This is a genomic window from Sphingopyxis fribergensis (assembly GCF_000803645.1).
GTDB classification, from domain to species: domain Bacteria; phylum Pseudomonadota; class Alphaproteobacteria; order Sphingomonadales; family Sphingomonadaceae; genus Sphingopyxis; species Sphingopyxis fribergensis.
In genome coordinates, this window is record NZ_CP009122.1 from 2,239,309 (window position 1) to 2,265,853 (window position 26,545).

Consider the following 26,545-nt stretch of genomic DNA (forward strand, 5'->3'; position numbering starts at 1 on the left):
CCCCATCCGGTGTCAAAGACACACCGCTGACTTCGCGATCTGATCAATGAGTGGTGATCGATTGCCGACCGCCTCTCTCAGCTCTCTGCCCCATCCGTGCCATAGCCATAGCCATAGCCGTAACCATAGCCATAGCCCGCCTGACGATGCCTCAGCTTGGTCAGGATAAGACCGAAGACATGGGCGTGCACCGCATGGAGCCGTCCGAGCGACGCCTTGATACCGCGAACCGCGACGCCCTCGGCTTCGGCCACGAAAATGCAACCTTCGACCGCGCGCGCCAGCAGCGGTGCATCAGCCAGACCGAGAATCGGCGGAGAATCGATCACGACATGGTCGTAGTGCTTGAGCGCGTGGTCGACGAGGAGGAGCATACGATCGCTGCTCAGCAGTTCGGCGGCGCTAGGCGGCATCGGTCCTGCCGGCAACAGGCTCAGCCCCTTTGCATCAGTGTTAACGACCAACTGCTGCCAATCATTGTCGCCCGCAAGGAAGTTGCTGAGACCGGCCTTGTTGGCCTGGCCCGTGAACTGATGCATCGAAGGCGATCGCATGTCCGCATCGATCAGCAACACATTCTTGCCGGTTCGGCCCAGAACGGTGGCCAGCGCGAGGCTGGTCGTACTCTTGCCTTCGGCGGGCCGGGTGCTCGTGACCATGAGCGATTTGGGGACGCCGTGATCGGTCGAGAATGCCAAGTTTGACCGGATACTGAGATAGGATTCCGACAAGGGCGACTTGGCATCGCGAAGCAGGTCGAGCGCGTCGCCCTCTCCAGCCTCCGGAACGCTGCCCAGCAATGGAACCTGCAGCAGGCGGTTAACCTGGCTCGGATCGCGAAGCCCTTCGTCGATCTGGTCGAGCGCGATGGTTGCGATCGCAGCGAGGCCGAGACCCGCGAGGAGCGCCAGCGCAAGATTGAGCAGCAAGTGCGGCGACGAAGGCCGGTCCGGCGTCTTCGCAGCATCCACCACCGAGATATTGTTCGCGCCGATGCCGGCGACACCAATTTCCTTGTAGCGCTGAAGAAGGCCATCATAGAGTTCGCGGTTGGTGTCGACCTCACGCTGAACAATATTATATTGGATGTTGTCGCGCTGCTGCTGGCTCATACGTCCTTTCAGCTGCTCGACGCGTGCGCGCAAGTCGCTCTCGCGAGCCGCCGCTTCACGATATTCGGTCGACCGGCTCGAAAAGACACGCCCTTCCTCGCGCGCGATACTCGAATCCAGCGCCCGGATCTGTTCTGCAAGCGCCTTGGCCGGCGGATAGTCGGGCTCGAATTGAACCAGCATCTTCGCATATTCGGCAGCGGCTTCCGCGCGCTTCTGGCGAATCTGGTTGATCCCGGTATTCGCCAGCGCCTCGGCCGTAACACCGCCGCCGCTGCGTGCCCGGCTCTCGGCGGCGATACGATCCGCCGTCGACTTCGCAAGCGCTTCGTTCAGTGCTTCGAGATCGCTCGAAACCAGCGTGCGGTCTACTTCGGTGCGTCCATCGGCACTCTTGCTCTTGCCCAGCGCCACGATGCCCTTTTCAGCAGCATAGTTTACGAGCTGGCGTTCCGAGGTCTCGAGACGGAGGCGAAGATCGGCGAGGCGTCCCTCGAGGAACTGACGCGCGTCCGCCGTAGATGCAAAGCGGCGATCCATGCTTTGAACAATGAACTGCTGGGTCCACATGTTCGCGACCTTCGCCGACAGGTCAGGCGACGCGCTGGTATAGCTGATATCAACCAGCGCCGAGCCGCGTATAGGTGCGACGGCAACATGGTCGAGAAGCAGATCTACGACAAGCTTTTCACGCCGTTGCCGCTCGCTGGCGCTCAACCGGCCACCGTTGCCGCCAGAAAAAAGTGTGCCTTCGTCCGGGCTGATGTCGTGCGCCGCAAAAAAGGCATCGTTCGAGGCAAGGCGCAATTGTCGCGCAACTCGCTCGGCAAGCGACCGCGCTTTCAGCAGCGAATATTGGGTCTGATAGAATTCGATGTCGCGCCCGGCATCTGCCGATTCCAGACCTTCAACGTTGGTAACCTTCTTCTGGTCGCGACTGATCTCGATTCGCGACATCGCCGTATATTGCGGCGTCGCGAGGAGGGTCACGAGCAGGCCGGTTGCCAGCGCGGCAAGCACGACACCCGCGATGACCCACTTCCAGCGAAGGACCACCTGCCAATATTGAAGAAGGATCGGCGGGGCGAGACTGGCCTGATCCTCTTGATTGTCAGAAATATCGCCGACCGCCCCGGAAGGCATCGGGTTAATTGTTTGCAGCATGCTATTCCCTGCCTCGAAGGCCAAAACTAAATATAATGGTCGAAATAGACCGGTCGCGAGGCGGCGATAGTACGCGTCCGCCACCGACATATCGGCGCTTCCGCTAGCTGATAACCAACATCATTGCCACCATTTTCCTGATTCTTCTTCGCACCTGCGGCATCCCGATCCCATCACATTTCCTACGTGCTATTCGCCGGAATCCACCGCCTTGGGACCCGTTTCGGGCTTACTTGAGGTCAATGTCTTTCCTCCGCTTGCCGAGGTCAGCACGACGTCCGAAATCTCTGCCTCAAGACCGGTCTGGCCGCCGCCGCCCGATGCCTGAAGCTGGAGAAGTTGCACGCGGCATCCCGCGCCTATCACGATATCCGAGCCCTTCCCGCCGCGCGCCGCGTCCAGACGCCACAGCGGCTGTGCAACCACGGGTTCCATACAGCGCAGCCACCAGCCAACCGACCGGCCCTCACCTGGCGTCGTCGAAGCGACCTTGAACGACAGGCGATATCGCCCCGGCGCAAGAAACAGGAGCTTTTGCGCGATCGGGCGGGTCGTACCTGCATTCGCGTAGATAGCGAGCGAGGTGTGCTTAGTATTATCGTCGCGAACGACATTCGCCCCCGCTTCCGCGTCGTCCAGCAATTGCCACGCCGCCGGGCCGAAACTGCCGCGACGTTCCAGCGACTCCAGGCCGACCTGGGTCAAGAGATTGGCCGGCACCCCTGGAACACTGCGCAAGAGGCGATCGAGATCGGCATATTTACGCTGATGAAACAACACCCAAAGGAGCGCCTCGGTCTGCTCCCGGTGCGCTTGGGGATCGGGCGAACCGCCGCTTTCCAGCAGCAGATCGACGAGCGACCCCATGTCCGCGTCGGCGCTGTCCTTGGCGAAATTCACGAAGCTCACCGGCCACGCAGCGCCGCTCTTGAAGTAGGGTTTCAGCGCATCCCGAATTCGCGGATCCTCGATCGCCTTCACCAGGCGCGGGTAGAGGATCTGCGGCGCAGACGAACTCGTACGCAGCGCCGTGTCATAATGAGCGAGCGCGCCTTTCAAATCGTCGTTTTTCGCGGCGATTTCGACCAGAAATACCTGAGTGAGCACATCGCGCCGAGACAGGCCGGCAGCTTTGGCCATCAATGCCTCTGCCCTCGCCTCATTGTTCTGGAGACCGGCCGCCATTGCCAGCAGCCGGACGGCTTTGCCGTTGAGGGGTGCGTTGCGCCTCGCCGCGAGACTCCATGCCGCGATCCTTTCGGGTGGCAATTTCTTGCCAGACATTACAAGCGCATCGGCTTTTGCGGCGAGTGCGTCGCCTTCCCAAGGGATGAACGCAAGCGCCCGGTCCGGGCCTTTCAGACGCGCGACACCCGACACCGCGAGCGCGAACGCCGCGGCTGCACCAGCGAGCCCAGCCCCGGCCAAGACGATGAATTTGGCAATAGCACGACGATCGGGAAGCCGCTTCGCAAGATTGGCGATCAGCTTTTGGCGGCGTTTGCTGTGAAGCGGTGCCATCACTTGCCTCCCTGCCACGCAGCGTCTTTTGCGCGGTCGCCCGCGGCTCCGCCCCCGGCAAGCCAGAGGCTCGCCACGGCGGCGACGCACATCATGATCGGAATTCGAACGGGGTAGTCAGGGACGCTGGCAAGGGCGAGCATCGCCACCATCACCGAACCCAGACGGGCGAACTGGGTCGTGCGACTGGTCGCCGGCTGGCGGCGCCATATCGAGAGAGTGACGCGGAAAAAGGCGAACACGCAAATAACCATCAACAGGACCGCGGGCAATCCGAAGGTCACAGCCACTTCCAGCCAGTCATTATGGGCGCGGTTGACAAAGAAGTGACCCAACATGCGGTTAGGCTCGATGACTTGATACGCATTGGCAAACGACCCGGAACCCGATCCCATCGGGAAATATTTCCAGAAAAGTTCGACCGAAGTTTTCCAGAAATCCATGCGGGCTTCGTCGGCACTGTCACGATTCATGAGGCGCTCGATCGACTGCGCGCGCGAAAAAACAATGGTGAGCATCGCAAGAGCCAGAACCGCCATCCCGCCGACCAAGGGGAGCGGCTTGATCTGGAACCGCTTTCCGCCACGGCGAACCTGACGCCCGTCGGCCGGGCGACGATACAGCGCCGGGATCGACAGTAATCCGATCAGCGTCAAAATCAGCCCTGCACGCGATCCGCTCACCAAAATCAGCGGCAGCAGCACCACGCCCAGCGAGATCGCGAGCAGCCGGCGCCACTGCTGAGCGTCGATGGTTCCCTCAGGATTTGACGCAAAAATGGCCAGCATCGGAAAAAGCATGGCGAGCATCAGCGCGGCGTGGTTACGGTTCGCAAAAAATCCGACCGCCGAACCATTGTTTGTGATCCGGTACAGATAAAGCGGGCCATTCGGATCACCGATGACCTGTAACAGCCCGAGCAGACCCGACAAAACGCCGAGTCCGATCAAAATAATCAGCAAAAGATGACTCTCATTGCGGCGCAGCTGCAGCCCAAGGAGAATCACTGCGAGCGGCGCGAACAAAGAGGCGAACGCGTGCCAGCCATTCATGGGAGTCAGGCTGAGCGGCCGCCAGATGTCACCGAGGCCAGCCAGACGGTCGAGTTCGGCAACCTCGGCGCGGCCGGGAAAGGCCTGCCAGACAGCAGGCGGCAAAGGGATGACGTGGGACAGGCTCAACGCAAATATCGCAGCCATCAGCGCGAGGAGCCAGCCGCGGCCCTGCCAATGCTCACGGCGGAAGGTGAAGAGCGCCGCGGCGCAGATCAATACCGAAACCGGGCGCAGGACGACGAGTGACGTGGCATCGACCCGCGACGCGCCGCCCATAAGGAACACCAGACCCAGGAAGAACGCCAGCAACCAGAACTGAAGCGTAAGGGGGGCACGCGAATGAGAAGGAGACTTCAAGCGACAAATCCATTTCAAAGTTTGGTACTTGGCTCTGGGGAGCCGGCACGCATAGCAGCCTATGCGATCCAGGCATCAGGCTTGAATGAAAGGACGATCCTTATTTCTGGAATGCCACGATAATCGGCGTTGTCAGCAACGGAATGATCTGGATAAAATCGCGGAACAAGCGCCGTGCGGACGAATCGCCCACCACGATCTTGTCATTCGCAAACACCGCCGGGTCAGCGTAATTGCCGCGCCGGATCGCCTGCAGATCATAAAGTGCGGCGTATTTCTGATCGTTTACCGTCCGGAAGATCACGACCTCGCTCAAGCGCGCGTTCTCGGTCGTTCCCTCGGCGGTCGCAATCGCCTGGATCAGCGTCATATTCGGCACAACCGGATGAAGACCGGGCTTCCCGACTTGGCCATCAACAGTCAGCTTCGCGCTTTCGACTTCCAACAGGCTGACAGACACCTGAGGATTACGAAAATAATTGGCGCGAAGGCGTGCGACAATCTGCGCTTCCAGTTCCTCGATCGACAGGCCGCCTGCATTGATCACGCCAGCAACGGGCACCGACAATCGTCCGCTCTTATCGATCCGGACGCTCTCGATGCTTGCGTCCGGGCTTCCAAATACGCGCACAGCCACAACATCATCGGCGCCGAGCTTGAAAGGCGTAGATTGGCCCGATTCCAGCCGTGCCACTGGTTCGGGCAGGGAATCGATGACGGTCATCGTACCGCCTGCATTCCCGACCGCCGGCTTTCCGCCACACGCCGAAACGGCCACTATTGCGGCCGAGAGGACCATCACACGAAGAACCTTAGCCGGGGTCCATTTCGAAATCGGCTTCATAGCGTGACAGCTCTTCTCTCTGATTTAAATGAATAATATCGTGATCGGCGCCAGGCGGAAATATCGCCATCGGCCGTTGATAAAGAGTCCACTAGCTTGCGCGGCATTTCGGTCAAGTCCGATTATGGACGCGCGCGGTCAAAAACGCCTGTATTAGTCGGCCCGGGATTACCGTTCACTACGCCGCTTCGTGCTGGACCTGTACAAACCAATGGTCGGACTTGCTGAGCCCAATGGCTGTCAGCTTGCCGGTGGCATAGGCGCCGGTGTCGATGCCGATCCGGTTTGCCCTGCGTTCGACATCTTCGCTGATGGTGTGGCCGTGCACGACCATCCGGCCATGCTCGGATTCACTGCCAAGGAAATCTTCGCGAATCCAGCGAAGGTCGCTTGTCTTTTGCCGGTCGAGTGCAACGCCGGGCCGGACGCCCGCATGGACAAAGACATAATCGCCATATTCGACCAGATCCTCACCACACCCCAGAAAATCGACATGCGACTGCGGGACGCGCCGGGGGAATATGTCCGCCAGTTCTTCGAAGCTGGTCGCCTCATATAGTGCGTCGTCGCGCAAGTAGCTGCGCACGGTCGCATCACCGCCGATTCGGATGAAATAGCGAAGTGCCCGGACCTCTCCGGTCAGCGCCGCCAGCATACATTCCTCGTGATTTCCGATCAGGTGATGCATCCGGTCGAACCGGTCGCGAAGCCCGATCGCGCGGTCGATCACCTTGTCCGAATCGGGTCCGCGATCGACCAAGTCGCCGAGCAGAACCAATATGCACTGCTCGTGCGGGCGACGGCTGCGATCCGCATCGATTTCGTCCAGCAACGCCGCAAACAGGTCGTCCCGCCCGTGGATGTCGCCGATCGCATAGATCAGCGAGCCGTCAGGAACGGCACGCGAAGTCGGCGGCGCGGCGCGCGGTCTGGCAAAGCGCGAAAAAAAACTCATGACCCGATGATAATCCCTATCCTGCCAGTCCGATCCCGGGGACACGTCGCAAAAGGCGCCGGCCCATAGCAATCGCGGCCCGCGGTTGCCACTCTTTCCGCGCCTTCATGCAGGTCCCGCCTTGCACGGGCATGAACGGCGCTGGATCGCCGTGACCCACGCGCTATGCATAGTTAAAGCTATTACAACAGTTTCGCGCTATCGGACAGCCGACGCTGGCCAATTTCGCGAAAGGCCGGCAAACGAACCCATCTGCGAGCGAGACCCACGTGCCGTCCAAGATCATAACCGTATTCGGCACCCGCCCCGAGGCGATCAAAATGTTCCCCGTCGTTCACGCGCTGCGTGCGCAGCCGAACATCGACGTGCGGCTCTGTGTCACCGCCCAGCATCGCGAAATGCTCGACCAGGTCCTCGATATCGCTCAACTTGTCCCCGATATCGATCTGGATGTGATGACGCCGAACCAGTCGCTTGACGCACTGCTCGCGCGCTTGGTCACGGGCATTGGCGAAGCGTTCGATGCCGAAAAGCCCGACCGCGTCCTCGTCCACGGCGACACTCTGACGACGATGGCGGCGACGCTCGCCGCCTATTTCCGCAAGATCCCGGTCGGACATGTCGAGGCGGGTTTGCGCAGCGGCAATATCTATCACCCCTGGCCCGAGGAGGTGAACCGCAAGGTCACCGGCGTCGTCGCCGATCTGCATTTCGCGCCGACCGAGACCGCCGCAGCCGCGCTGCGCGCTGAAAACGTGCCTGCGAACCATATTCATGTCACGGGAAACACGGTGATCGACGCCCTGCTGGCGACCCAGACGCGGATCGGCGAGGAGCCGGCGCTTGCCGCCGGTCTCGATCCGCTTCTCGAACGCTTCGCGGGCAAGCGCCTTATCGCGGTCACATCGCATCGGCGCGAAAATTTTGGCGACGGGATGAAAGCCATAGCCGATGCCATCGCCGGGATAGCCGCGCGCCCCGACGTCGCGGTGATCTTTCCCGTCCATCCCAACCCGCATGTGCGCAGCGCAATGGAGCCCATTCTCGGCGGCCTTTCCAATGTTGCTCTGATCGATCCGCTCGACTATCCCCATTTCGTCCGCCTGCTCGGCGCGAGCAGCCTTGTCCTTACCGACAGCGGCGGGGTGCAGGAAGAAGCGCCTTCGCTGGGCAAGCCCGTACTGGTGATGCGCGAGACAACCGAACGCCCCGAAGGCATCGCGGCGGGCACCGCGCGGCTTGTCGGAACCGACAAAAATCGCATCGTTTCAGAAATTTTCAGCCTTTTGGACGATGAAAGCGCCTATGAGGCCATGGCCCGCGCCCATAATCCGTTCGGCGACGGCAAGGCGGCGGAAAGAATTGCGGAGATTATTGCGCGTGCCCATTGATAGCGAACAGAAAGTCACGGTCCTCGGGCTTGGTTATATCGGTCTGCCGACCGCAGCGCTCATCGCGCGTTCGGGCTGCAAGGTAACAGGTATCGACGTCAGTCAGCATGTCGTCGACACCGTGAACAACGGCAAAGTCCATATCGAGGAAGTCGATCTCGACGGCCTCGTCCAGGGCGTCGTGTCGCGCGGAACGCTTGTTGCGTCGACCGAGGTCGCGCCCGCCGACACCTTCGTCATTGCCGTCCCTACCCCGCACGATGACGAGCATCGCCCCGACATCAGCCATGTCCTCTCGGCCGCGCGGGCGATCGCGCCCAAATTGCAGGTCGGCAATCTCGTCATTCTCGAATCGACCTCGCCTGTCGGCACGACCGAAAAGATCGCCGCGCTGCTCGCCGAACTTCGCCCCGACCTCAAAATACCCGGCGCCTGCACCGGCGCCGCCGACATCTTCGTCGCTTACTGCCCGGAACGCGTGCTGCCGGGGCGTATCCTCATCGAGCTGGTCGACAACGACCGCTGCATCGGCGGCATCACCCCACGTTGCGCGCGCCGCGCGATGACCTTCTACCGCCAGTTCGTCCGCGGCGCGTGCGTCACGACCTCGGCGCGCGCCGCCGAAATGGTGAAGCTGGTCGAGAACAGCTATCGCGACGTCAACATCGCCTTCGCCAATGAGCTGTCGATGATGGCCGAACATATGGGCGTCGACGTGTGGGAGGTGATCCGCCTCGCCAACCGCCATCCGCGCGTCAATATCCTCCAGCCCGGCCCCGGTGTCGGCGGCCATTGCATCGCGGTCGACCCCTGGTTCCTCGTCCATGGCGCGCCCGACCACAGCCGCCTGATCCGCACCGCGCGCGAGGTGAACCTGGCGAAGACCGCGCATGTCATCGGCGCTGCCGAAATGCTCGTGTCGCAGCATCCGAACGCGCGCGTCGCCTGCCTCGGCCTCGCCTTCAAGCCCAATATCGACGATTTCCGCGAAAGCCCTGCGGTCGAAATCGCCGCCGCGCTCGCACGCCGCTTCGGCAAGCAGATCGAGATCGTCGAACCCTATGCTCGGGGTCTGCCGATGGAATTCGCCGGAACCGGAGCCGAACTGATCGATCTGGATACCGCCCTCGCTGTATGCGATCTGCTGATCGTCCTCGTCGACCATGACCTGTTCAAATCAATCCCGATGGAGGAACGCGGGGACAAGATCGTCTACGATACACGCGGCCTGTGGCTCGACCAGCCGAACGGCGGTGGCACCAATCGTTTGCATCGGGCCGCCTGACATTCTTGCTGTTACGCAACGAAGCGAGCGTTATTAAGTTATGAGACGATCTCCACGATCATTGTCCCGACGAAAAGAACGACAGGTTTCAAACGCTCATGCACCAACTCACTCGCCTCGAAACCATTGTGGTCGAAAAGCCCTGGGGCCGCACAGATATTCCCGGCGATTTTGGTAACTTCGGCGACCGCCGCATCGGCGAAATTTGGTTTGCCCATCCCGATGGCGATGATGCGCAGATCATGGTGAAATTCCTCTTCACGTCCGAACGCCTGTCGATCCAGGTTCACCCTGACGACGATGCCGCGCAAGCGGCAGGCTATCCGCGCGGCAAGGAGGAGTGCTGGTTGGTGCTCGACGCCAAACCAGACGCCGAACTCGGGGTCGGGCTGGTCGCCGAAACGACGCGCGAAGCGCTTCATGACGCGGCGCTCGACGGCACGATCGTCGACATGATCGACTGGCGGCGCGCCCGCGCCGACGATTTCGTCTATAACCAAGCGGGCACGATCCATGCGATCGGCGCCGGGCTGACCGTCGTCGAGGTGCAACAGAATGTCGATTGCACCTACCGCCTCTATGATTACGGCCGCCCGCGCGAACTGCACCTCGAAGCGGGGCTCGCCGTGTCGGAAACGGCCCCGCGCCCCGATCCGCGCGACGGGCGTGTCGCGGCGAACGACAACCGCCTGCTCGTCGACGGGCCGTATTTCCGTCTGCTCCACCTGTCGGGCGTCGATGCCGCGGGGTTGCTTCCGCAACATGATGCCGACTTCACCTTCACCCCCTTGTCACCGGGCTGCAGCATATCGGGGGAAGATGTAAAACTCGGCGAATGCGTCGCGACCGACCGCGCCGACGGCATTGCACTGGCCCCCGGGGCACGCGCGCTGCTGTGCTGGCCGGCCTGACATCCCCTGAGAAAACGAGACCATAGATGATCATCCCAATCATATTATCGGGGGGTTCGGGCACGCGGCTCTGGCCCGTTTCGACCAATAGCGCGCCGAAACAGTTCCAGCCGCTGACCGGCAAAGACAGCATGTTCCTGCAAACGCTCGACCGCGCGGTCGACCGCAGCCGCTTCGCGGCGCCGATGATCGTCTGCGGACCGGCGCACGTCGCGCATGTCGAGGCCGATCTGCTGGCGGCAGGTGTCGCTGACGCCCGCATCGTCGTCGAGCCCGCCGCGCGCAACACCGCCCCTGCAATCGCACTTGCCGCGTGCGCGGCGCTTGCCGACGATCCCGACGCGACGATCCTCGTCATGCCCGCCGATCATGTCATGACCGACGTACCCGCCTTCCTGAGCGCCATCGAGGCCGCGATGCCGGCGGTCGAAGCCGGCGCGCTCGCCACCTTCGGGATTGCGCCATCGCATCCCGAAACCGGCTATGGCTACATCGCCGCGGGTGCGCCGCTCGCCGCGACGCCGGGCATATTCGAAGTCCGCCGCTTCGTCGAAAAGCCGCCGCGCGACAACGCGGAGGCCATGCTTGCCCAAGGCGGCCATTATTGGAATGCCGGTATCTTTCTGATGCGCGCCGATCGGTTCCTGGCCGAACTCGAAAGACAGCAGCCGGCGATCGCGGCGTCCTGCTCGGCTGCGATGGCGAAGGCGCAACAGGACGGCGTCCGGATCCATCCCGAAACCGATGCCTTTCTTTCCAGCCCGTCGGATTCGATCGACTATGCGGTGATGGAGGGCGCGGAACAGGTGGTTGTCGCCCCGGTCGATCCCGGCTGGTCCGACGTCGGCGGCTGGGCAGCGTTGCACGAACTCGGCGACAAGGACGAAAGCGGCAATGTGCGCATCGGCAACGTCATCGCGATCGATGCCGCGAATAACTACCTGCGCGCGTGCGAGGGAAAGCGCGTGGCCGTCGTCGGCGTTTCGGACATCATCGTCGTCACGCATGGCGACGACATCCTGATCATTCCGCGCGAGCGCGCGCAGGAAGTCAAAGCGATCGTCGAATATATGGCGGCCAACCCCTCGCGCTAACGGGAACTGCCGCCCCCTCCCCTTGCGGGGCGCGAGGCCATCGCCCATATCCCGCCGCATGACCAATCCCCATGCGCAAAGTGCCGCACCCTGGCACGGAACCACCATCCTTTCCGCCCGCAGCGCCGACAAGGTCGTCATCATCGGCGATGGCCAGGTGTCGATGGGCCAGACGGTGATGAAGCCCAACGCCCGCAAGGTGCGCCGCCTCCACGACGGCAGCGTAATCGGCGGCTTCGCGGGTGCGACCGCCGATGCCTTCACCCTCTTCGAACGGCTCGAAGCCAAGCTCGAACGCCACAACGGCCAGCTGCTCCGCGCCGCGGTCGAGCTCGCCAAGGACTGGCGCACCGACAAATATCTGCGCAACCTGGAGGCGATGATGATCGTCGCCGACAAGGAGGTCACGCTCGTTATCACCGGCAACGGCGACGTGCTCGAACCGCTGGGGGGCATCGCCGCGATCGGATCGGGCGGCAATTTTGCGCTATCGGCGGCGCGTGCGCTCGTCGATTATGAGAAGGATCCCGCGGTGCTCGTTCGCAAGGCGATGGAGGTCGCGGCCGACATCTGCGTCTATACCAACGACCAGTTCACCCAAGAAATCATCGAAATTCAGGCATAATCACATGAACAAGGATCTGACTCCCAAGGCGATCGTCGCTGCCCTCGACACGCATATCATCGGCCAGGACGCCGCCAAGCGCGCGGTCGCGGTGGCGCTGCGCAATCGCTGGCGCCGCCAGCAGCTTTCAGCCGACCTCCGCGACGAGGTGAGCCCCAAGAATATCCTGATGATCGGCCCCACCGGCTGCGGCAAGACCGAGATTTCGCGCCGCCTGGCGAAGCTCGCCGATGCCCCCTTCATCAAGGTCGAGGCGACAAAATTCACCGAGGTCGGCTATGTCGGCCGCGACGTCGAACAGATCGCCCGCGACCTCGTCGAAGAAGCCGTGCGGCTTGAGAGGGACCGCCGCCGCGAAGCGGTGCGCGCCGCCGCCGAGGAGGCCGCGATGGAGCGTTTGCTCGATGCACTCACCGGCAAGGGCGCGAGCGAGGCGACGCGCCAGAGCTTCCGCCAACGCATCCGCGAAGGCCATCTCGATGACAGCGAGGTCGAAATCGAGATCGCCGACGCCCCGAGCATGCCGTTCGAACTGCCCGGCCAGCCGGGACAGATGAGCATGATCAACCTGTCGGACATGCTCGGCAAGGCGATGGGCGGCGCGCCCAAGAAGCGCCGCAAGCTCAAGGTGATCGAGGCCGCAACGCGGCTGATCGAAGAAGAGCAGGACAAGCGTCTCGACCAGGACGACGTCGCGCGGATCGCGCTCGCCGATGCCGAAGCGAACGGCATCGTCTTCCTCGACGAGATCGACAAGATCGCGGTCAGCGACGTGCGCGGCGGATCGGTAAGCCGCGAGGGCGTCCAGCGCGACCTGCTTCCGCTGATTGAGGGCACGACCGTCGCGACCAAATATGGTCCGATGAAAACCGACCATATTCTGTTCATCGCGTCGGGCGCCTTCCATGTCGCCAAACCCAGCGATCTGCTTCCCGAACTCCAGGGTCGCCTGCCCATCCGCGTCGAACTCGGCGCGCTGACCGAGGGGGATTTCGTCCGCATCCTCAGCGAGACCAAGGCTGGCCTGCCCGAACAATATGTAGCGCTTCTGGGGACCGAAGGCGTGACGCTGAACTTCACCGACGACGCCATCGCACGTGTCGCTAAGCTCGCGGCCGAGGTCAACGAGAAGGTCGAGAATATCGGCGCGCGCCGTCTCCAGACGATCATGGAGCGGCTTGTCGAGGAAATCAGCTTCACCGCTGAAGACGTCGGCGGCACGACGCTCGAAATCGATGCGGCCTATGTCGAACGTCAGCTTTCTGAGATCGTGGGCGACACTGATCTCAGCAAATATGTGCTTTAGACCCTGAGGTCGGCCAACGACCGAATGCGGACATACATATCTCCCTATCGACTTGCGATGGGGAGGATCTTCTAGGTCCCCTCACCACCCCCAAAGCTGCCTTTCGTACGCCGGACCGCGAACCGATCCCACGCCCCACACCGTCCTGTTTCTGCATCTTTTCAAACCGTCCGTTTACCGAACTTCATTTGACTTTCCCGCGCCGTCAATGCGATGAACGGGTGACACGGTCGATCTGGGTCAAACGACCGGCACGGAGACAGTAATGGCAGATGAGGACGTCGCCCCGGAACAGGGCGAGCTGGCGATCACGCGTACTGGCGATCGGCTTCGGCTGGCGCGCGAGGCCGCGGGGCTCTCCCTTGCCGATGTCGCGACGCGCACGCGCATCACCCAGCGCCATCTGGCGGCGATAGAAAAGTCGGATTATTCGGAACTTCCGGGTCGGACTTATGTCACTGGCTTCGCTCGCGCATACGCCCGCGCCGTCGACCTTCCCGAAGCCGAAGTCGGGGCCGCAATACGTCAGGAACTCGATGAGGACGCATATGGATCGCGTCCGCTGTACGAAGCCTATGAGCCAACCGATCCTGCACGCCTGCCCACCGCGCGACTGACCTGGACGCTGGTCATTGTTACCCTGCTGCTCGCGTCGGCTTACGGCGTATGGCGCTTCCTGTCGGTCGAGCCCGATGAGGCGCTGATCGCGGCGCAGAACCGCGATGCCGATGCATCTGAAGCGCCACAGAACGACGCGGCGGCGACGCCCGCGACCAAGACCGGCAGCCAGGCCGCCGTCGCGGCGAATGCGCCTGTCGTCCTCACGGGCCTTTCTGAAGTCTGGATCGGTTTCGACGACGCAACGGGGAAGACCGAGAATTGGCGCACGCTCGACGCGGGCGAGACCTATCAGGTACCGCCCGAATATGTCGAACAGTTCACGCTGCGCACCAGCATTCCGCAGGCGCTCAAGGTCACCGTCGGTGGTCGCGACGTCGGCTCGATCGGCGCCGCCGATACCCTCGTCAAAAATGTCTCGCTGAAGCCCGCTGATCTGGTGGCGCGCGCCGAAGGCAGTGGTGCCGCGAACGCCACTGCCCCGATTGCGGGTCCGCGCCCCAAGGGTTGACCCCTATATCATTCGGGCCGGTCGAAGCTGCAGTGCGCCGAATTGGGTTTGCGCTGCGGCGCTTTGCCGCGTTATGGGTGGCGAAATTGGTTAATAGTCGAGGACCTAACGGCATATGAAGATGCGTCAGATCACTTTCCTTGGAGCGGCAACGATTGCGCTCGTCGCGGCGATGCCCGCCGCGGCGCAGGATACTGCGGTCGTCAAGCGGGTCGAACGGCTTGAGAAGGAAATGCGCGCAGTCCAGCGGTCGGTCTTCCCCGGCGGCAGCCCGACCTTCTTCGAAGGCGAGATCGCGCCCGACAACACCCCCGGCGAACGCGCACGAACCAACGCCCCGGTCATCGACCTGACCGCGCGCGTCGATGCGCTCGAATCGCAGTTGCAAACGCTGACTGGCCAGACCGAGCAAAATGCCTTCCATCTGCGCGAGCTGGAAAAACAGTTCACGGCGTACAAGGCCGAAATGGACAAGCGTTTCGCCGACCCGGCAGCCGAAGCTGCACCAACCGCGACCCCCGCGGGTCTCGCCCCAACCGTGAAGCCGCCGGTGGCCGCGACCACGGTGGCCGCAACCCCAGTGAAGAAACCCGCCGACAAGCCTGCGGCAAAACCCGCGACCACCGACGCCGCGCGGCTGGCACTCGTCAAGAAAGTCGAGGTTCCAGCGAGCGGCAACGAGACCAAGGACGCCTACGACTATGGCTATCGCCTGTGGGAAGCCAAGCTTTATCCCGAAGCGCAAGCGCAGCTGAAGACCGTCGTTACCAAATGGCCGAAGAGCAGCCAGGCGAGCTTTGCACAGAACTTGCTCGGCCGCGCCTATCTCGACGAAGGCAAACCGAGCCTCGCCGCGGTCGCCTTTTACAATAATTACAAGGATCGCCCGAGCGGCGCGCGCGCGCCGCACAGCCTGATGTACATGGGCGTCGCGCTCGACAAGCTCGGCCGCAAGGCCGACGCCTGCAAGGCGTTCCGCGAACTTGATGAAGTCTATGGCGACAAGGCGCCGCAGGATGTCCGGACCGATGCTGCCGCCGCAAAAACAAAAGCAGGCTGCTGACCGCGACGCCGTGGACCGGCTGGCGGGCGATCTCGCCCAGCTCGTCGGGTCCGAGTGGCACCGCTTCCATTATGGCGTCGCCGTGTCCGGCGGCCCCGACAGCATGGCGCTGCTTTGGCTGATGGCGTCGCTGCTGCCCGGACAGGTCTGGGCAGCGACGGTCGATCATGGGCTACGCAAGGGGTCGGACGAAGAGGCGCGAATGGTCGCGGGCTTTTGCGAACGCGAACATATCCCGCATTCGACGCTGCGCCCACTGGCGCCGATCAGGGGATCGCAGCAAGCCGCGGCGCGCACCGAACGATATCGCCTGCTCGAACAATGGCGCGAAGCCAATGCGCTGGACCACATCGTCACCGCGCACCACGCCGATGACCAGCTCGAGACAATGGTGATGCGGCTCAATCGCAGCAGCGGCGTCGGCGGCCTCGCCGCGATCCGCGCGAAGAATGGCCTGATCGTGCGCCCCTTGCTTCATTGGCGACGCGGCGAGCTCGTCGACCTCGCGCTCGAAAACGACCTGCCTTTCGTCGACGATCCGTCGAACAGCGACAATCGCTTCGACCGTGCACGGCTACGCCATGCGCTGCGCGCGCAGACCGCGCTCGATCCGGTCGCTGCGGTGAGATCGGCGGCGTGGCTCGCCGAGGCGGACGAGGCGCTCGATTGGGCGGTCGAGCGGCTGATCGCATCCTGGCCCGACGCGTCCGACGTCGCCGTGATCCGCGACGACGGCTATCCGCCCGAGATGTTCCGCCGCATCGTCGCACAGCGGCTGCGCGCCAATGCGCCCCAGCTCGTATTGCGCGGCGCGGCGCTCGATGGCGTGATCGCGGCGATGCATGAAGGCCGCCGCGCAATGGTCGGCGCGCTGCTGATCGACGCGGTACACGGCCTTGAGGGGACGATTTGGCGAATTTCTGAGGCCCCGCGACGGAGTGCGTCGAAAAAGGCCTGATTGCCTCATTGTCATTTAACCCGATTATCCTATCTTGTACGGGATAGGAGCGCAGGGCTGCGCCGTTTAGGAAAGTATCCGCATGCAGGACGACAAGGAACCGCAGGGCAACCCCTGGATGAAGAGTGTGATGATCTGGAGCGGCATCCTGCTTGCCATGCTCCTCGTCGCCTCGATGTTCGGTGGTGCTTCGCAGCCTGTCGGCAGTCCGCTTGCCTATTCGGAATTCCGCCAAAAGATCGAGGAAGGCAGCGTCAAGGACGTGGTCCTGTCCGAAGACAAGGCAACGGGTACGCTATCGAACGGCGACCGTTTCAGCGCGAACATCGTGCGCGATCCCGAACTGCTGAAGTTGCTCAACGACAATGGCGTCAAATATGACGGCAAAGCGCCGGACACCGGGAATCTCTGGGTCTATTTGCTGATGCAATCGCTGCCGTTCATCCTGATCCTCGGCATCGCCTTCTTCGTGTTCCGGCAGGTCCAGAAGAATAATGGCTCGGGCGCGATGGGCTTTGGCAAGTCGCGCGCGAAGATGCTGACCGAAAAACAGGGCCGAGTCACCTTCGACGACGTCGCCGGCATCGACGAGGCGCGCGAGGAACTCGAAGAAATCGTCGAGTTCCTGCGCGATCCAACGAAATTTTCCAAACTCGGCGGCCAGATTCCGAAGGGTGCACTACTTGTCGGTTCGCCGGGTACGGGTAAGACGCTTCTTGCTCGCGCAATCGCTGGCGAAGCCGGCGTTCCCTTCTTCACCATTTCGGGTTCGGACTTCGTCGAAATGTTCGTCGGCGTCGGCGCCAGCCGCGTCCGCGACATGTTCGAACAGGCAAAACGCAACGCGCCGTGCATCGTCTTCATCGACGAAATCGACGCCGTCGGCCGCCACCGCGGCGCCGGCCTCGGCAATGGCAACGACGAACGCGAACAGACGCTGAACCAGCTGCTCGTCGAAATGGACGGTTTCGAAGCGAACGAAGGCATCATAATCGTCGCGGCGACGAACCGCCCCGACGTGCTCGACCCGGCGCTACTGCGTCCGGGCCGTTTCGACCGCCAGGTCGTCGTGCCGCGCCCCGACATCGAGGGCCGCCAGAAGATCCTCGAAGTCCACACGCGCAAGAAGCCGCTGGCACCCGACGTCGACCTCCGCCGCGTCGCGCGCGGAACGCCCGGCTTCTCGGGCGCCGATCTGGCCAATCTTTGCAACGAAGCGGCGCTGCTCGCGGCGCGCAAGGGCAAGCGCCTGATCGCCAACGACGAGTTCGAAGAGGCGAAGGACAAGGTTATGATGGGCGCCGAACGTCGCTCGATGGTCATGACCGAGGACGAGAAGCGCTCCACCGCCTATCACGAGGCCGGCCACGCGCTCGTCTCGCTGCACGTCGACGGCTGCGATCCGCTTCACAAGGTGACGATCATTCCGCGCGGCCGCGCGCTGGGCGTGACATGGAACCTGCCCGAGCGCGATCGTTACTCGACCAATATGAAGCAGATGAAGGCGCGCCTTGCGCTCTGCTTTGGCGGCCGCATCGCCGAACAGTTGATCTACGGCAAGGACGAGCTCAACACCGGCGCGTCGAACGACATCCAGCAGGCCACCGACATGGCGCGTTCGATGGTCATGGAATATGGCATGTCCGAAAAGCTCGGCTGGCTGCGCTATCGCGACAACCAGGACGAGGTGTTCCTTGGCCACAGCGTTTCGCGCGCGCAGAATATGTCGGAAGAGACCGCCAAGCTGATCGACGCCGAAGTGCGCCGCCTCGTCGAGGAAGGCGAGAAGGTCGCGCGCAAGGTGCTCACCGACAATATCGACGAGCTTCATCTGCTCGCCGGCGCGCTGCTCGAATATGAGACGCTGTCGGGCGAAGAATCGAAGCGCGCGATCAAGGGTGAAGACATTGGCCGCGAAGACGAAGCCGGCAAGCGTGGCACCCCCGTGTCGGGCCATGCCGGCGGCATCCCGCAGATCAAGCGCAAGCCACGCCCCTTCGGCGATGTCAATCCTCAGGGGGCGTAGACTTACTGCCTAGCCTCTTAGATTCAGGGACTATTCATTGGCTGGGGGCAAGTTGCGGCATATGACCAAATGGACATATGCCCGCGTCTTGCCCCCCCTACTTGCAGCCCCCTTTTTGTGCGCGATGGCACCCGGCGACATGAGCGTTGCCGCCTTCCTTGCTCGCGCGTCGTCGCTTGAGCGACTGGGACCGCTCGCGCTCGCGACCCCGCAAGGGAATCAGCTCAAGGGCGAAGTGATCGCGGCGGGCAAACGCTACAAGGCGCGGATCGACGCCGATCGCAAGGCGGGTCGCCGAACCACCAGTTGTCCGCCCGAATCGGGGTCGCTGTCACCCGATGAATGGCTTGCGCATTTGCGCCGCTATCCGGTGCAGGTTCGCAAATCGGTCAGCGTCTATTCGGCGTTCGATGCGCTGATGAAGAAACGCTATCCCTGCCCCGCCTGATGCGCCAATGGTACGACAAGGACCAAAGGAGACGGCGATGATCGGCAAAATGTGGAATGGCCTGGCCTTTGCGGCCCTTCTCGCGGTGAGCACTCAACCCGTGGTGGCGCAGGGAACCGGCGCACTGACGAGCAAGATCGAACTCGAAAAATCGACCCCGACTTCCGAGGGCCAACCACCGAAAAAGACCTATGTCACACCCGATGTGGTTGTTCCCGGCGACCGCGTCCGCGTTGCCCTCACTTTCACCAACAATGGCGCCGCCCCCGCAGCGGGGGTCAATCTGGTCAATCCAATCCCCGAAGGCCTGATGTTCGACGACACGGCCGATACGACAGGGTTCGGCGTCTCGACCGACGGCGGCAAAACGTTCGGCGCACTCGCGGCGCTCACGGTGTCCGTCGACGGTGCAGCCCCCCGTCCCGCCACTGCCGCCGACGTGACCCATGTTCGCTGGCTGTGGCCCGATGCGATCGCGCCCGGCCAAAGCCGATCGGTCGCCTTTTTCGGGCGGGTTCGGTGATCCGCTAGATGACGATCTATTGCGATGAATCGGGCGGTCTCAACACCGGCGTGATGACCTTTTCCGCCGTCATGCTGACCCCCAAGGCCGCAGCCGACATCCACCTACGCTTTCGCAGCGTGACCGGGCTGCGTGGCGAGTTGAAAGGCAGCCGCATCAGCCTCGTCGAGCGCGCCTATCTGCTCGAACTCTTCGACCGCGCCGGCGGCCGCGCGTGGGTCGCCGTCGCCGAACGCGACAAGCTCGCGCAGAACCCCGGCGGCACCCTCCCCAGCGACCTCGCGCTTTATGGCGCGTTGCTCAACAGCGCGGTGGGTCACTGGCTGCCCGAAACCGGCGGCGTCTGTACCGATGTGGTGATCGACGACGGGCGCTATGATCCGAAAATTCTTTCGATTGTGCGGGAAGAGATACAGGCGGGGCTCGGCCAATGGGGCCGCGCGTCGTTGGCCGACAGCAAACGCAGCGACGGGGTGCAGATCGCCGATGTGATCGCCAACAGCCTGTTCAACATCACCGTCGGCTCGCCGCGCGCCTATCGCATCCAAAGGATCATCGAACCGATGCTGGCGTCGAAGGCGATCCGCGTCGCCGAGCTGACGCAGGTCGACTGACACAAAAAGGGCCACAGTTTCCTGCGGCCCCCTTGGTGATCACATTGTGTCGCGCTTATTCGAAGTCGCTGCCACCGCCCGCGGGGCTGCGCGGGGGCGCGGCGGCGGTCAGGCGAAGTGCTTCGGCCGAGCGGCTGATCGAGCTGATTTCATCGGGCGTATCGTCATCGTCGACGACGACCTTCTGCATCGAAACGACCAGCGTTTCCTTGAGGTCCTTCGGACGCACGGTCTGTTCGGCGATCTCGCGCAGCGCGACAACCGGATTCTTGTCGCGGTCGCGGTCGACGGTCAGCTCCGAACCACCCGAAATCTCGCGCGCACGGTGCGCCGAGAGCAGGACCAGGTCGAAACGGTTGGGAACTTTGTCGACGCAATCCTCGACGGTAACGCGGGCCATATTGTTTCCTTAGGTATAGGAGAGGCCAGCCCTTTGGAGGGGCGTGGCAGCAAGCGCTGCGCGCTAGCAGACCAGCCCTGATATGTCAATCAGAGCGCTACCCTTGCGGGCTTTGCGGACACCGGCCTATGACCGGGATGATGACCGAAGCCCATAGCAATGTCGATTTGTCGCAAAGATTGACAGCCGACGTGGCCGGGCACCGGATCGCGCTGATTTTCGACGGCGAAGAGCGATTGGCGCGCCTGCTCGAACTGATCAACGGTGCGGCGCACAGCATCGACATCATCATGTATATTTTCGAGGACGACGCTGCGGGCGGGCGCATCGTCGACGCCTTGCTGCTCGCCGCCAAGCGCGGCGTTCGCATTCGCGCCGTCATCGACAGCTTCGGATCGGGCGACACCCCCGACACCCTGTTTACGCCGCTTCGCGAAGCGGGCGGCAGCGTCACCTTCTTCTCGCGTCGCTGGCGCTCGACCTATTTGATCCGCAACCACCAGAAACTGATTCTCATTGACGAATATATCGCAGTAACCGGGGGCTTTAACATCGCAGATGCTTATCTGAGTCCACCACGCGGCGACTGCTGGTTCGACATTGGCATGATCGTCAAGGGTCCTACCGTCATGCGCGCGGCGCAATGGTTCGCGGAGATACACGACTACACGGTCAACGACGATGGCAAGCTCTTGATGCTGCGGCGGCTGATCCGCGAATGGCCGGTCGACGGCGGTGCGGTGTCGTGGCTGGTCGGCGGGCCAACGCAGCGGCTGTCGCCATGGGCGCGCGCGGTGCGGGCCGATCTCGAAGACGCGAGGCAACTCGATATGGCGATGGCTTATTTCTCCCCGGGCCAGGGCATGCTCCGTCGGCTCGGGCGTGTAGCGCAGCGTGGCCGGGCGCGCTTTGTGATGGCGGGCAAGTCGGACAATCCGGCGACGATCGGCGCATCGCGGCTGCTTTATGGATATCTGTTGCGCAAGACCGCCGATGTCTGGGAATATCAGCCGTGCAAATTACATATGAAGCTGATCGTCATCGACGATGTCGTCTATATTGGGTCGGCCAATTTCGACGTCCGCAGCCTGTTCGTGAACGTCGAGGTGATGGTACGGATCGCCGACGCGGGCTTTGCCGAAAAGATGCGCAACTTTCTCGGTCAGCTACGGCCCGACTGCGAAGTCGTCACGCCGGATTCGCACAAGGTGCGCGCCAGCTGGCTGACGCGCCTCCGCTGGACGCTCGCGTGGTTCGTCGTCGGCGTGGTCGATTATACAGTGTCGCGGAAATTGAACTTCGGGCTCGGCGACCCCGACCCCGAAGTCTGACGCCGCCTAGTCCTTCCAGCCCCAGAAGAGAAAGCAGGGCGGGACGTTGACCCATTCGAACGCATTGTCGATGCGGTTGAAGTGCGCCGCGAGGAAATCGCGCGCGCGGGCGCGGAATTGATAGACGAGGAAGGCGCCGCCGGGGCGAATCACGCGGTGCGTGGCGGCGGCAATCGCCGGGCCAACGCCAGCGGGCAGCGTCGAAAATGGCAAGCCCGAAAGGACATAGTCCGCCTGTTCAAAACCGTGCGCGCGCACGATCTCCTCGACATCGGCGGCCGAACCATGAACCGCAACGAAGCGGCTGTCGCGGATGTCCTTGCGAAGATAATCGATGAAGTCCTCGTTCGTGTCGATCGCGATCAGCGTCGCATCGCCCGACATGCGTTCGAGCACGGGGCGGCAGAAGGTGCCAACACCGGGACCATATTCGACGAACAGCTTGGTGTTCTTCCAATCGACGGGCTTCAGCATATGGCGGATCAGCGTCGGCGACGACGGCACGATCGACCCCACCATCACCGGATGCTTGATGAAGCCGCGGACGAACATGCCCCACGGCCCGAAAAAGCGTTTGAGGCCCTCGCGCAGCCGACGGCCTAGCGGAGCTTTCTTTTCTTGGGCCTGCGCCCGCGGATTGGTCATGTTGGCTTTCGCGTTGTTGCGGTTGCCAAAGGCGTGGCAAAATCGGCGCGTTGGCGCAAGGAAAGAGTCTGTCTTGACTCTGGACAGCGGGGCGCCCGCGTGTAGGGAGAGGCGGCGTTACCAACCAATGCCAGGAGGGGGCGAACATGGCGACGACATCGCATTCCATCCCCTCCGACCGCATGGCGGTGCTGTTTGCGGTGATGCTGGTCGCCGCCGCGGGCAACACCGCGATGCAGTCGATACTCCCCGCGATCGGCGCGAAACTTCACATTCCCGACGTCTGGGTCAGTCTGGCGTTCAGCTGGTCGGCGCTGCTCTGGGTTCTCACCGCACCGCATTGGGCGCGCCAGTCGGACAAGCGCGGGCGCAAGGCGCTGATGGCGCTGGGCGTGATCGGTTTCCTGTCGTCGATGGCGCTGTGCGGGCTGACCCTCTGGGCAGGGCTCCAGGGTTACCTCGCCGCGGGTGTGACTTTCATCGTCTTTGCGGTATTTCGCAGCCTCTATGGCGGCTTCGGTTCAGCGTCGCCCCCTGCGGTGCAGGCCTATGTCGCCGCGCGCACCGATCCCGAGCAGCGGACGCAGGCGCTTTCACTCGTCTCATCGTCCTTCGGCCTTGGCACCGTCATCGGCCCCGCTATCGCCCCGTTCTTCATCCTGCCGGTCGTCGGCCTCGCCGGGCCGTTGCTCGTCTTCGCGCTGATCGGGCTCGGCGTCCTGATCATGCTGCGCTGGCGCCTGCCCGACGACATGCCCCGCTATGCTGCGCGCGGTAACATCGCGGCCTATCCGGCCGCAGGCTCCTCTGAGGCGACGACCGACGAAAGCGAAGACGATGTCGTGGATCCATCGGCAGCGGTCACTCCTGCCCTTCGTTGGACCGACACCCGCGTCCGGCCCTGGCTGCTCGCCGGACTGTTCGGCGGGCAGGCGCAAGCGATGGTGCTCGGTGTGATCGGCTTCCTGATCCTCGACCGCTTAAATCTGCGCCTGCGTCCCGACGAGGGCGCCGCGATGACGGGCATTGTCCTGATGGCGGGCGCATTCGCGACCCTGCTCTCGCAATGGGGGCTCATTCCGCTGCTGAAGATGTCACCGCGGACTGCCGTGCTTTGCGGTGCCAGCCTTGGCGGGGCGGGAACCGTGATGACCGGTCTATCCTACGACTTCCACGGCATCATCATCGGCTTCGCGCTTGCCTCGCTCGGCTTCGGGCTGTTCCGCCCGGGTTTCACGGCGGGCGCATCGCTATCGGTGCCGCGCCGCGACCAAGGGAGCGTCGCAGGAATGACCGCGTCGATCAACGGGTCGGCTTATATCGTGTCGCCAGCGGTCGGCGTGCTGCTCTATAACTGGCACCCGATGGTCGCTTACGGCTTGATGGCCGGATTTTGCGCCTGGCTGGTCCTGTGGGGCTGGTCAGCACTGAAGCTCAACCAGCCCAAGGACGAAAGGCTTTAGTCGGTCGTCTCGTCGTGCTTGCGCTCGCGAACGGGCTTGAGCATGCCGGGCGCAAAGAAGCCGATCGGGTCGACGCTCATCGCGTTCTGCTTGATCTCGCCCTGAATCTTTTCATAATCCTTTTCCATCGCCTCGGTCACAGAGGCGCGGGTGTCCTTCAGCGCGGTTTCGAAATCGGCCATCGTCACAGTTTTGCTGTCGAGCGAGCGCTTGAGCGCAGCAAGCCCGGCACGCCGCGTCAGATCTTCAAGGTCGGCTCCGGTAAAACGGTCCGACTTTTCAGCGAGCACCGCAAGGTCGACATCCTTCGCGAGCGGCATCTTGCCCGTCTGGATTTCAAGGATACGCCGGCGCCCTTCCTTGTCAGGCACGGCGACATAGATCAACTCGTCGAGCCGGCCCGGGCGAAGCAGCGCCGGGTCAATCAGGTTCGGGCGGTTGGTGGCGCCGATGACGACCACCGACTGCATCTCCTCGATCCCGTCCATCTCCGCGAGGATCGTGTTGACGACGCGTTCGGTCACCTGCGGTTCGCCCGACGCCCCGCTCCCGCGGGCGGGCACCAGGCTGTCGAGTTCATCGATGAAGATGATCGTCGGCGCCACGGCGCGCGCACGCGCAAACAGACGTGCAATCTGCTGCTCGCTCTCGCCATACCATTTGGAGAGCAGATCCGACGATTTGATCGAGATAAAGTTGGCGTCTGATTCGCGCGCAGCCGCCTTCGCCAGCAAGGTCTTGCCGGTTCCCGGCGGGCCATAGAGCAGGAAGCCCTTGGCGGCCCGGATACCGAGCCGGCGGAACGCCTCTGGGTTCTTGAGCGGCAGTTCGATTCCCTCGATCAGCTTGTCGCGCGCGGCATCGAGCCCGCCGATGTCGCTCCACCGCGTCTTCGGCGCCTGCACCATCACTTCGCGCATCGCCGACGGCTGGACGCGTTTCAGCGCATTATTGAAGTCCTCGCGCGTGACGCGCAGTTCTTCGAGCACCTCGGCGGGAATCGTGCCTTCGGCCAGGTCAAGCTTCGGCATGATCCGCCGCACCGCCTCGATCGCGGCTTCGCGGGTCAGAGCCGCCATGTCGGCGCCGACGAATCCGAAGGTCGTACGCGCCAGTTCGGCAAGGTCGACATTCTCGGCGAGCGGCATACCGCGGGTATGGATACCGAGTATCTCGCGGCGGCCACTCTCGTCAGGAACGCCGATCACGATCTCACGGTCGAAACGACCCGGACGGCGCAGCGCCTCGTCGATCGCGTCGGGGCGGTTGGTCGCGGCGATGACGACTAGGTTCGTCCGCGGCTCGAGCCCGTCCATCAACGTCAAAAGCTGCGCAACGAGCCGCTTCTCGGCCTCGCCCTGCACCTGCCCACGCTTCGGCGCGATCGAATCGATTTCGTCGATGAACAGGATCGAGGGCGCAGCCTTCGCGGCGGCCTCGAACACGTCGCGCAGCCGCTTTTCGGACTCGCCGTACGCGCTGCCCATGATTTCGGGGCCGTTGATCAGGAAGAATTGAGCGTCGCTTTCATTGGCGACGGCACGGGCGAGCCGCGTCTTGCCCGTGCCCGGCGGGCCGTGCAGCAATACTCCGCGCGGCGGATCGACGCCGAGGCGCTGGAACAGCTCGGGATAGCGCAAAGGCAATTCGACCATCTCGCGAAGCTGGTCGATCGTGTCGCCGAGACCGCCAAGATCGTCATAGGTGACGTCGGTGCGGCGCGCGTCCTGCGGCTCCTGATATTCGGGAAGCAGTTCGATTTCGGTATTTTCGTCGATGAAAACGAAGCCCTTGGGGGTCGCGGAAACAACGAGCAGGCGAACCTCGGCAAGCGCATAGGCGGGCGCGTTGAGCATCTGGCGGAGCTGCGGCGGCATGTCGCCCGACGGCAGCCGCTGCTGCCCAGCGGTCGCGACGGTATCGCCCGCGACGACCGGACGGCCAAAGAAGCTACGCTTCAACGCGTTCGCCGAACCTTGGAGGCGGAGATTCTCCTGCGCCGGCGCGAATACCACCCGCGCTGCCGGACGCGCTTCCACGCGGGTTAGTTCGACCATGTCTCCAGCGCCGGCGCCGGCATTGGCGCGCTGGAGGCCGTCGAGGCGGATGACTTCCAGCCCTTCATCCTCGGCGTAGGGCAACACGACGCGTGATGCGGTCTGCCGCTTGCCGCTGATCTGGACGATATCGCCTTCGGTGACGCCGAGCTCGGCCATCGCCGAGCGCGGGATACGCGCGATCCCACCGCCGCTTTCCTCGGCGCGGGCATTCGCCACCTGCAGTTTAACCAGTTTTTCCTTTACCGCCGCGTCGGCCAATGCGCGT

23 protein-coding genes are annotated in these 26,545 nt (G+C 63.0%); 15 read left to right on the forward strand and 8 right to left on the reverse strand.

What is annotated here, in order from left to right; translation table 11 throughout:
• Positions 1-77 precede the first annotated feature (77 nt).
• From SKP52_RS10415 to SKP52_RS10435, 5 genes are all read right to left on the reverse strand, one after another.
• Positions 78-2,276, reverse strand: coding sequence for a GumC family protein (locus SKP52_RS10415; RefSeq protein WP_039574600.1), 2,199 nt, complete (start codon positions 2,274-2,276; stop codon positions 78-80).
• 189 nt (positions 2,277-2,465) lie between these two features.
• Positions 2,466-3,461 (reverse strand): hypothetical protein, encoded by a 996-nt coding sequence (locus SKP52_RS10420; protein ID WP_160292388.1) that lies wholly within the window; start codon positions 3,459-3,461, stop codon positions 2,466-2,468.
• A 335-nt stretch (positions 3,462-3,796) separates the two neighbouring features.
• Positions 3,797-5,161 (reverse strand): O-antigen ligase family protein, encoded by a 1,365-nt coding sequence (locus SKP52_RS10425; protein ID WP_228383890.1) that lies wholly within the window; start codon positions 5,159-5,161, stop codon positions 3,797-3,799.
• A 148-nt stretch (positions 5,162-5,309) separates the two neighbouring features.
• Positions 5,310-5,933 (reverse strand): polysaccharide biosynthesis/export family protein, encoded by a 624-nt coding sequence (locus tag SKP52_RS10430; RefSeq protein WP_228383891.1) that lies wholly within the window; start codon positions 5,931-5,933, stop codon positions 5,310-5,312.
• Positions 5,934-6,231: 298 nt separating this feature from the next.
• Positions 6,232-7,008, reverse strand: coding sequence for a metallophosphoesterase family protein (locus SKP52_RS10435; RefSeq protein WP_039574603.1), 777 nt, complete (start codon positions 7,006-7,008; stop codon positions 6,232-6,234).
• Between the two features lie 320 nt (positions 7,009-7,328).
• Between SKP52_RS10435 and wecB the strand changes: the two genes are divergently transcribed.
• From wecB to SKP52_RS10500, 13 genes are all read left to right on the forward strand, one after another.
• Positions 7,329-8,399: a non-hydrolyzing UDP-N-acetylglucosamine 2-epimerase gene (gene wecB, locus SKP52_RS10440; RefSeq protein WP_052208935.1), complete on the forward strand. Its 1,071-nt coding sequence runs from the start codon at positions 7,329-7,331 to the stop codon at positions 8,397-8,399.
• Entirely contained in the window at positions 8,389-9,684 is a 1,296-nt protein-coding gene (gene wecC / locus SKP52_RS10445) for a UDP-N-acetyl-D-mannosamine dehydrogenase (protein ID WP_039580634.1), read from the forward strand. The genes wecB and wecC overlap by 11 nt, the downstream gene beginning before the upstream one ends.
• A 98-nt stretch (positions 9,685-9,782) precedes the next feature.
• On the forward strand, positions 9,783-10,595 hold the full coding sequence (locus SKP52_RS10450; protein WP_039574606.1) for a class I mannose-6-phosphate isomerase: 813 nt from the start codon (positions 9,783-9,785) through the stop codon (positions 10,593-10,595).
• 26 nt (positions 10,596-10,621) lie between these two features.
• Complete coding sequence (locus tag SKP52_RS10455) at positions 10,622-11,689, forward strand: mannose-1-phosphate guanylyltransferase/mannose-6-phosphate isomerase (RefSeq protein WP_039574609.1); 1,068 nt, start codon at positions 10,622-10,624, stop codon at positions 11,687-11,689.
• 58 nt (positions 11,690-11,747) lie between these two features.
• Positions 11,748-12,314, forward strand: a complete 567-nt coding sequence (gene hslV / locus SKP52_RS10460; protein WP_039574611.1) for an ATP-dependent protease subunit HslV — start codon at positions 11,748-11,750, stop codon at positions 12,312-12,314.
• 4 nt (positions 12,315-12,318) lie between these two features.
• Positions 12,319-13,620 carry an ATP-dependent protease ATPase subunit HslU gene (hslU, locus tag SKP52_RS10465; RefSeq protein ID WP_039574612.1) on the forward strand — a complete coding sequence of 434 codons (1,302 nt, stop codon included), beginning with the start codon at positions 12,319-12,321 and terminating at the stop codon, positions 13,618-13,620.
• A 265-nt stretch (positions 13,621-13,885) separates the two neighbouring features.
• Entirely contained in the window at positions 13,886-14,749 is an 864-nt protein-coding gene (locus SKP52_RS10470) for a helix-turn-helix domain-containing protein (protein ID WP_039574614.1), read from the forward strand.
• Positions 14,750-14,864: 115 nt separating this feature from the next.
• The gene (locus SKP52_RS10475; RefSeq protein WP_052208090.1) at positions 14,865-15,812 is read left to right on the forward strand and encodes a tol-pal system YbgF family protein; all 948 of its coding nucleotides are present in this window, start codon (positions 14,865-14,867) and stop codon (positions 15,810-15,812) included.
• Positions 15,766-16,770, forward strand: coding sequence for a tRNA lysidine(34) synthetase TilS (gene tilS, locus SKP52_RS10480; protein ID WP_081997289.1), 1,005 nt, complete (start codon positions 15,766-15,768; stop codon positions 16,768-16,770). The genes SKP52_RS10475 and tilS overlap by 47 nt, the downstream gene beginning before the upstream one ends.
• Before the next feature lie 82 nt (positions 16,771-16,852).
• Positions 16,853-18,796 carry an ATP-dependent zinc metalloprotease FtsH gene (gene ftsH / locus SKP52_RS10485; protein ID WP_039574616.1) on the forward strand — a complete coding sequence of 648 codons (1,944 nt, stop codon included), beginning with the start codon at positions 16,853-16,855 and terminating at the stop codon, positions 18,794-18,796.
• 124 nt (positions 18,797-18,920) lie between these two features.
• The gene (locus SKP52_RS10490; protein WP_039574618.1) at positions 18,921-19,244 is read left to right on the forward strand and encodes a hypothetical protein; all 324 of its coding nucleotides are present in this window, start codon (positions 18,921-18,923) and stop codon (positions 19,242-19,244) included.
• 37 nt (positions 19,245-19,281) lie between these two features.
• Complete coding sequence (locus tag SKP52_RS10495) at positions 19,282-19,767, forward strand: DUF11 domain-containing protein (RefSeq protein WP_052208094.1); 486 nt, start codon at positions 19,282-19,284, stop codon at positions 19,765-19,767.
• An 8-nt stretch (positions 19,768-19,775) separates the two neighbouring features.
• Complete coding sequence (locus tag SKP52_RS10500) at positions 19,776-20,381, forward strand: DUF3800 domain-containing protein (protein ID WP_039574619.1); 606 nt, start codon at positions 19,776-19,778, stop codon at positions 20,379-20,381.
• Positions 20,382-20,436: 55 nt separating this feature from the next.
• On the opposite strand, the gene rpoZ is transcribed toward SKP52_RS10500, so the two are convergent.
• Entirely contained in the window at positions 20,437-20,781 is a 345-nt protein-coding gene (rpoZ, locus tag SKP52_RS10505; protein WP_039574621.1) for a DNA-directed RNA polymerase subunit omega, read from the reverse strand.
• A gap of 137 nt (positions 20,782-20,918) precedes the next feature.
• Between rpoZ and SKP52_RS10510 the strand changes: the two genes are divergently transcribed.
• Positions 20,919-22,112 (forward strand): phospholipase D-like domain-containing protein, encoded by a 1,194-nt coding sequence (locus tag SKP52_RS10510; RefSeq protein WP_228383892.1) that lies wholly within the window; start codon positions 20,919-20,921, stop codon positions 22,110-22,112.
• Positions 22,113-22,118: 6 nt separating this feature from the next.
• Here SKP52_RS10510 and SKP52_RS10515 read toward each other — a convergent pair whose 3' ends face one another.
• Positions 22,119-22,757 (reverse strand): class I SAM-dependent methyltransferase, encoded by a 639-nt coding sequence (locus SKP52_RS10515; RefSeq protein ID WP_039574622.1) that lies wholly within the window; start codon positions 22,755-22,757, stop codon positions 22,119-22,121.
• 146 nt (positions 22,758-22,903) lie between these two features.
• On the opposite strand from SKP52_RS10515, the gene SKP52_RS10520 reads away from it, so the two are divergent.
• Positions 22,904-24,220, forward strand: a complete 1,317-nt coding sequence (locus SKP52_RS10520; RefSeq protein ID WP_039574624.1) for an MFS transporter — start codon at positions 22,904-22,906, stop codon at positions 24,218-24,220.
• On the opposite strand, the gene SKP52_RS10525 is transcribed toward SKP52_RS10520, so the two are convergent.
• Positions 24,217-26,538, reverse strand: a complete 2,322-nt coding sequence (locus SKP52_RS10525) for a CDC48 family AAA ATPase (RefSeq protein WP_039574626.1) — start codon at positions 26,536-26,538, stop codon at positions 24,217-24,219. The two genes, SKP52_RS10520 and SKP52_RS10525, sit on opposite strands and share 4 nt — an antisense overlap.
• Positions 26,539-26,545 lie beyond the last annotated feature (7 nt).

Coding starts and splice junctions, on each gene's coding strand:
- SKP52_RS10500 (WP_039574619.1), top strand. CDS start 19,776: ATGACGATCTATTGCGATGAATCGGGCGGTCTCAACACCGGCGTGATG.
- SKP52_RS10495 (WP_052208094.1), top strand. CDS start 19,282: ATGATCGGCAAAATGTGGAATGGCCTGGCCTTTGCGGCCCTTCTCGCG.
- tilS (WP_081997289.1), top strand. CDS start 15,766: ATGTCCGGACCGATGCTGCCGCCGCAAAAACAAAAGCAGGCTGCTGAC.
- hslV (WP_039574611.1), top strand. CDS start 11,748: ATGACCAATCCCCATGCGCAAAGTGCCGCACCCTGGCACGGAACCACC.
- SKP52_RS10520 (WP_039574624.1), top strand. CDS start 22,904: ATGGCGACGACATCGCATTCCATCCCCTCCGACCGCATGGCGGTGCTG.
- SKP52_RS10515 (WP_039574622.1), bottom strand. CDS start 22,757: ATGACCAATCCGCGGGCGCAGGCCCAAGAAAAGAAAGCTCCGCTAGGC.
- rpoZ (WP_039574621.1), bottom strand. CDS start 20,781: ATGGCCCGCGTTACCGTCGAGGATTGCGTCGACAAAGTTCCCAACCGT.
- SKP52_RS10490 (WP_039574618.1), top strand. CDS start 18,921: ATGGCACCCGGCGACATGAGCGTTGCCGCCTTCCTTGCTCGCGCGTCG.
- SKP52_RS10450 (WP_039574606.1), top strand. CDS start 9,783: ATGCACCAACTCACTCGCCTCGAAACCATTGTGGTCGAAAAGCCCTGG.
- SKP52_RS10420 (WP_160292388.1), bottom strand. CDS start 3,461: ATGGCGGCCGGTCTCCAGAACAATGAGGCGAGGGCAGAGGCATTGATG.
- SKP52_RS10435 (WP_039574603.1), bottom strand. CDS start 7,008: ATGAGTTTTTTTTCGCGCTTTGCCAGACCGCGCGCCGCGCCGCCGACT.
- ftsH (WP_039574616.1), top strand. CDS start 16,853: ATGCAGGACGACAAGGAACCGCAGGGCAACCCCTGGATGAAGAGTGTG.
- SKP52_RS10510 (WP_228383892.1), top strand. CDS start 20,919: ATGATGACCGAAGCCCATAGCAATGTCGATTTGTCGCAAAGATTGACA.
- SKP52_RS10415 (WP_039574600.1), bottom strand. CDS start 2,276: ATGCTGCAAACAATTAACCCGATGCCTTCCGGGGCGGTCGGCGATATT.
- wecB (WP_052208935.1), top strand. CDS start 7,329: ATGTTCCCCGTCGTTCACGCGCTGCGTGCGCAGCCGAACATCGACGTG.
- SKP52_RS10455 (WP_039574609.1), top strand. CDS start 10,622: ATGATCATCCCAATCATATTATCGGGGGGTTCGGGCACGCGGCTCTGG.
- hslU (WP_039574612.1), top strand. CDS start 12,319: ATGAACAAGGATCTGACTCCCAAGGCGATCGTCGCTGCCCTCGACACG.
- SKP52_RS10430 (WP_228383891.1), bottom strand. CDS start 5,933: ATGACCGTCATCGATTCCCTGCCCGAACCAGTGGCACGGCTGGAATCG.
- SKP52_RS10470 (WP_039574614.1), top strand. CDS start 13,886: ATGGCAGATGAGGACGTCGCCCCGGAACAGGGCGAGCTGGCGATCACG.
- SKP52_RS10475 (WP_052208090.1), top strand. CDS start 14,865: ATGAAGATGCGTCAGATCACTTTCCTTGGAGCGGCAACGATTGCGCTC.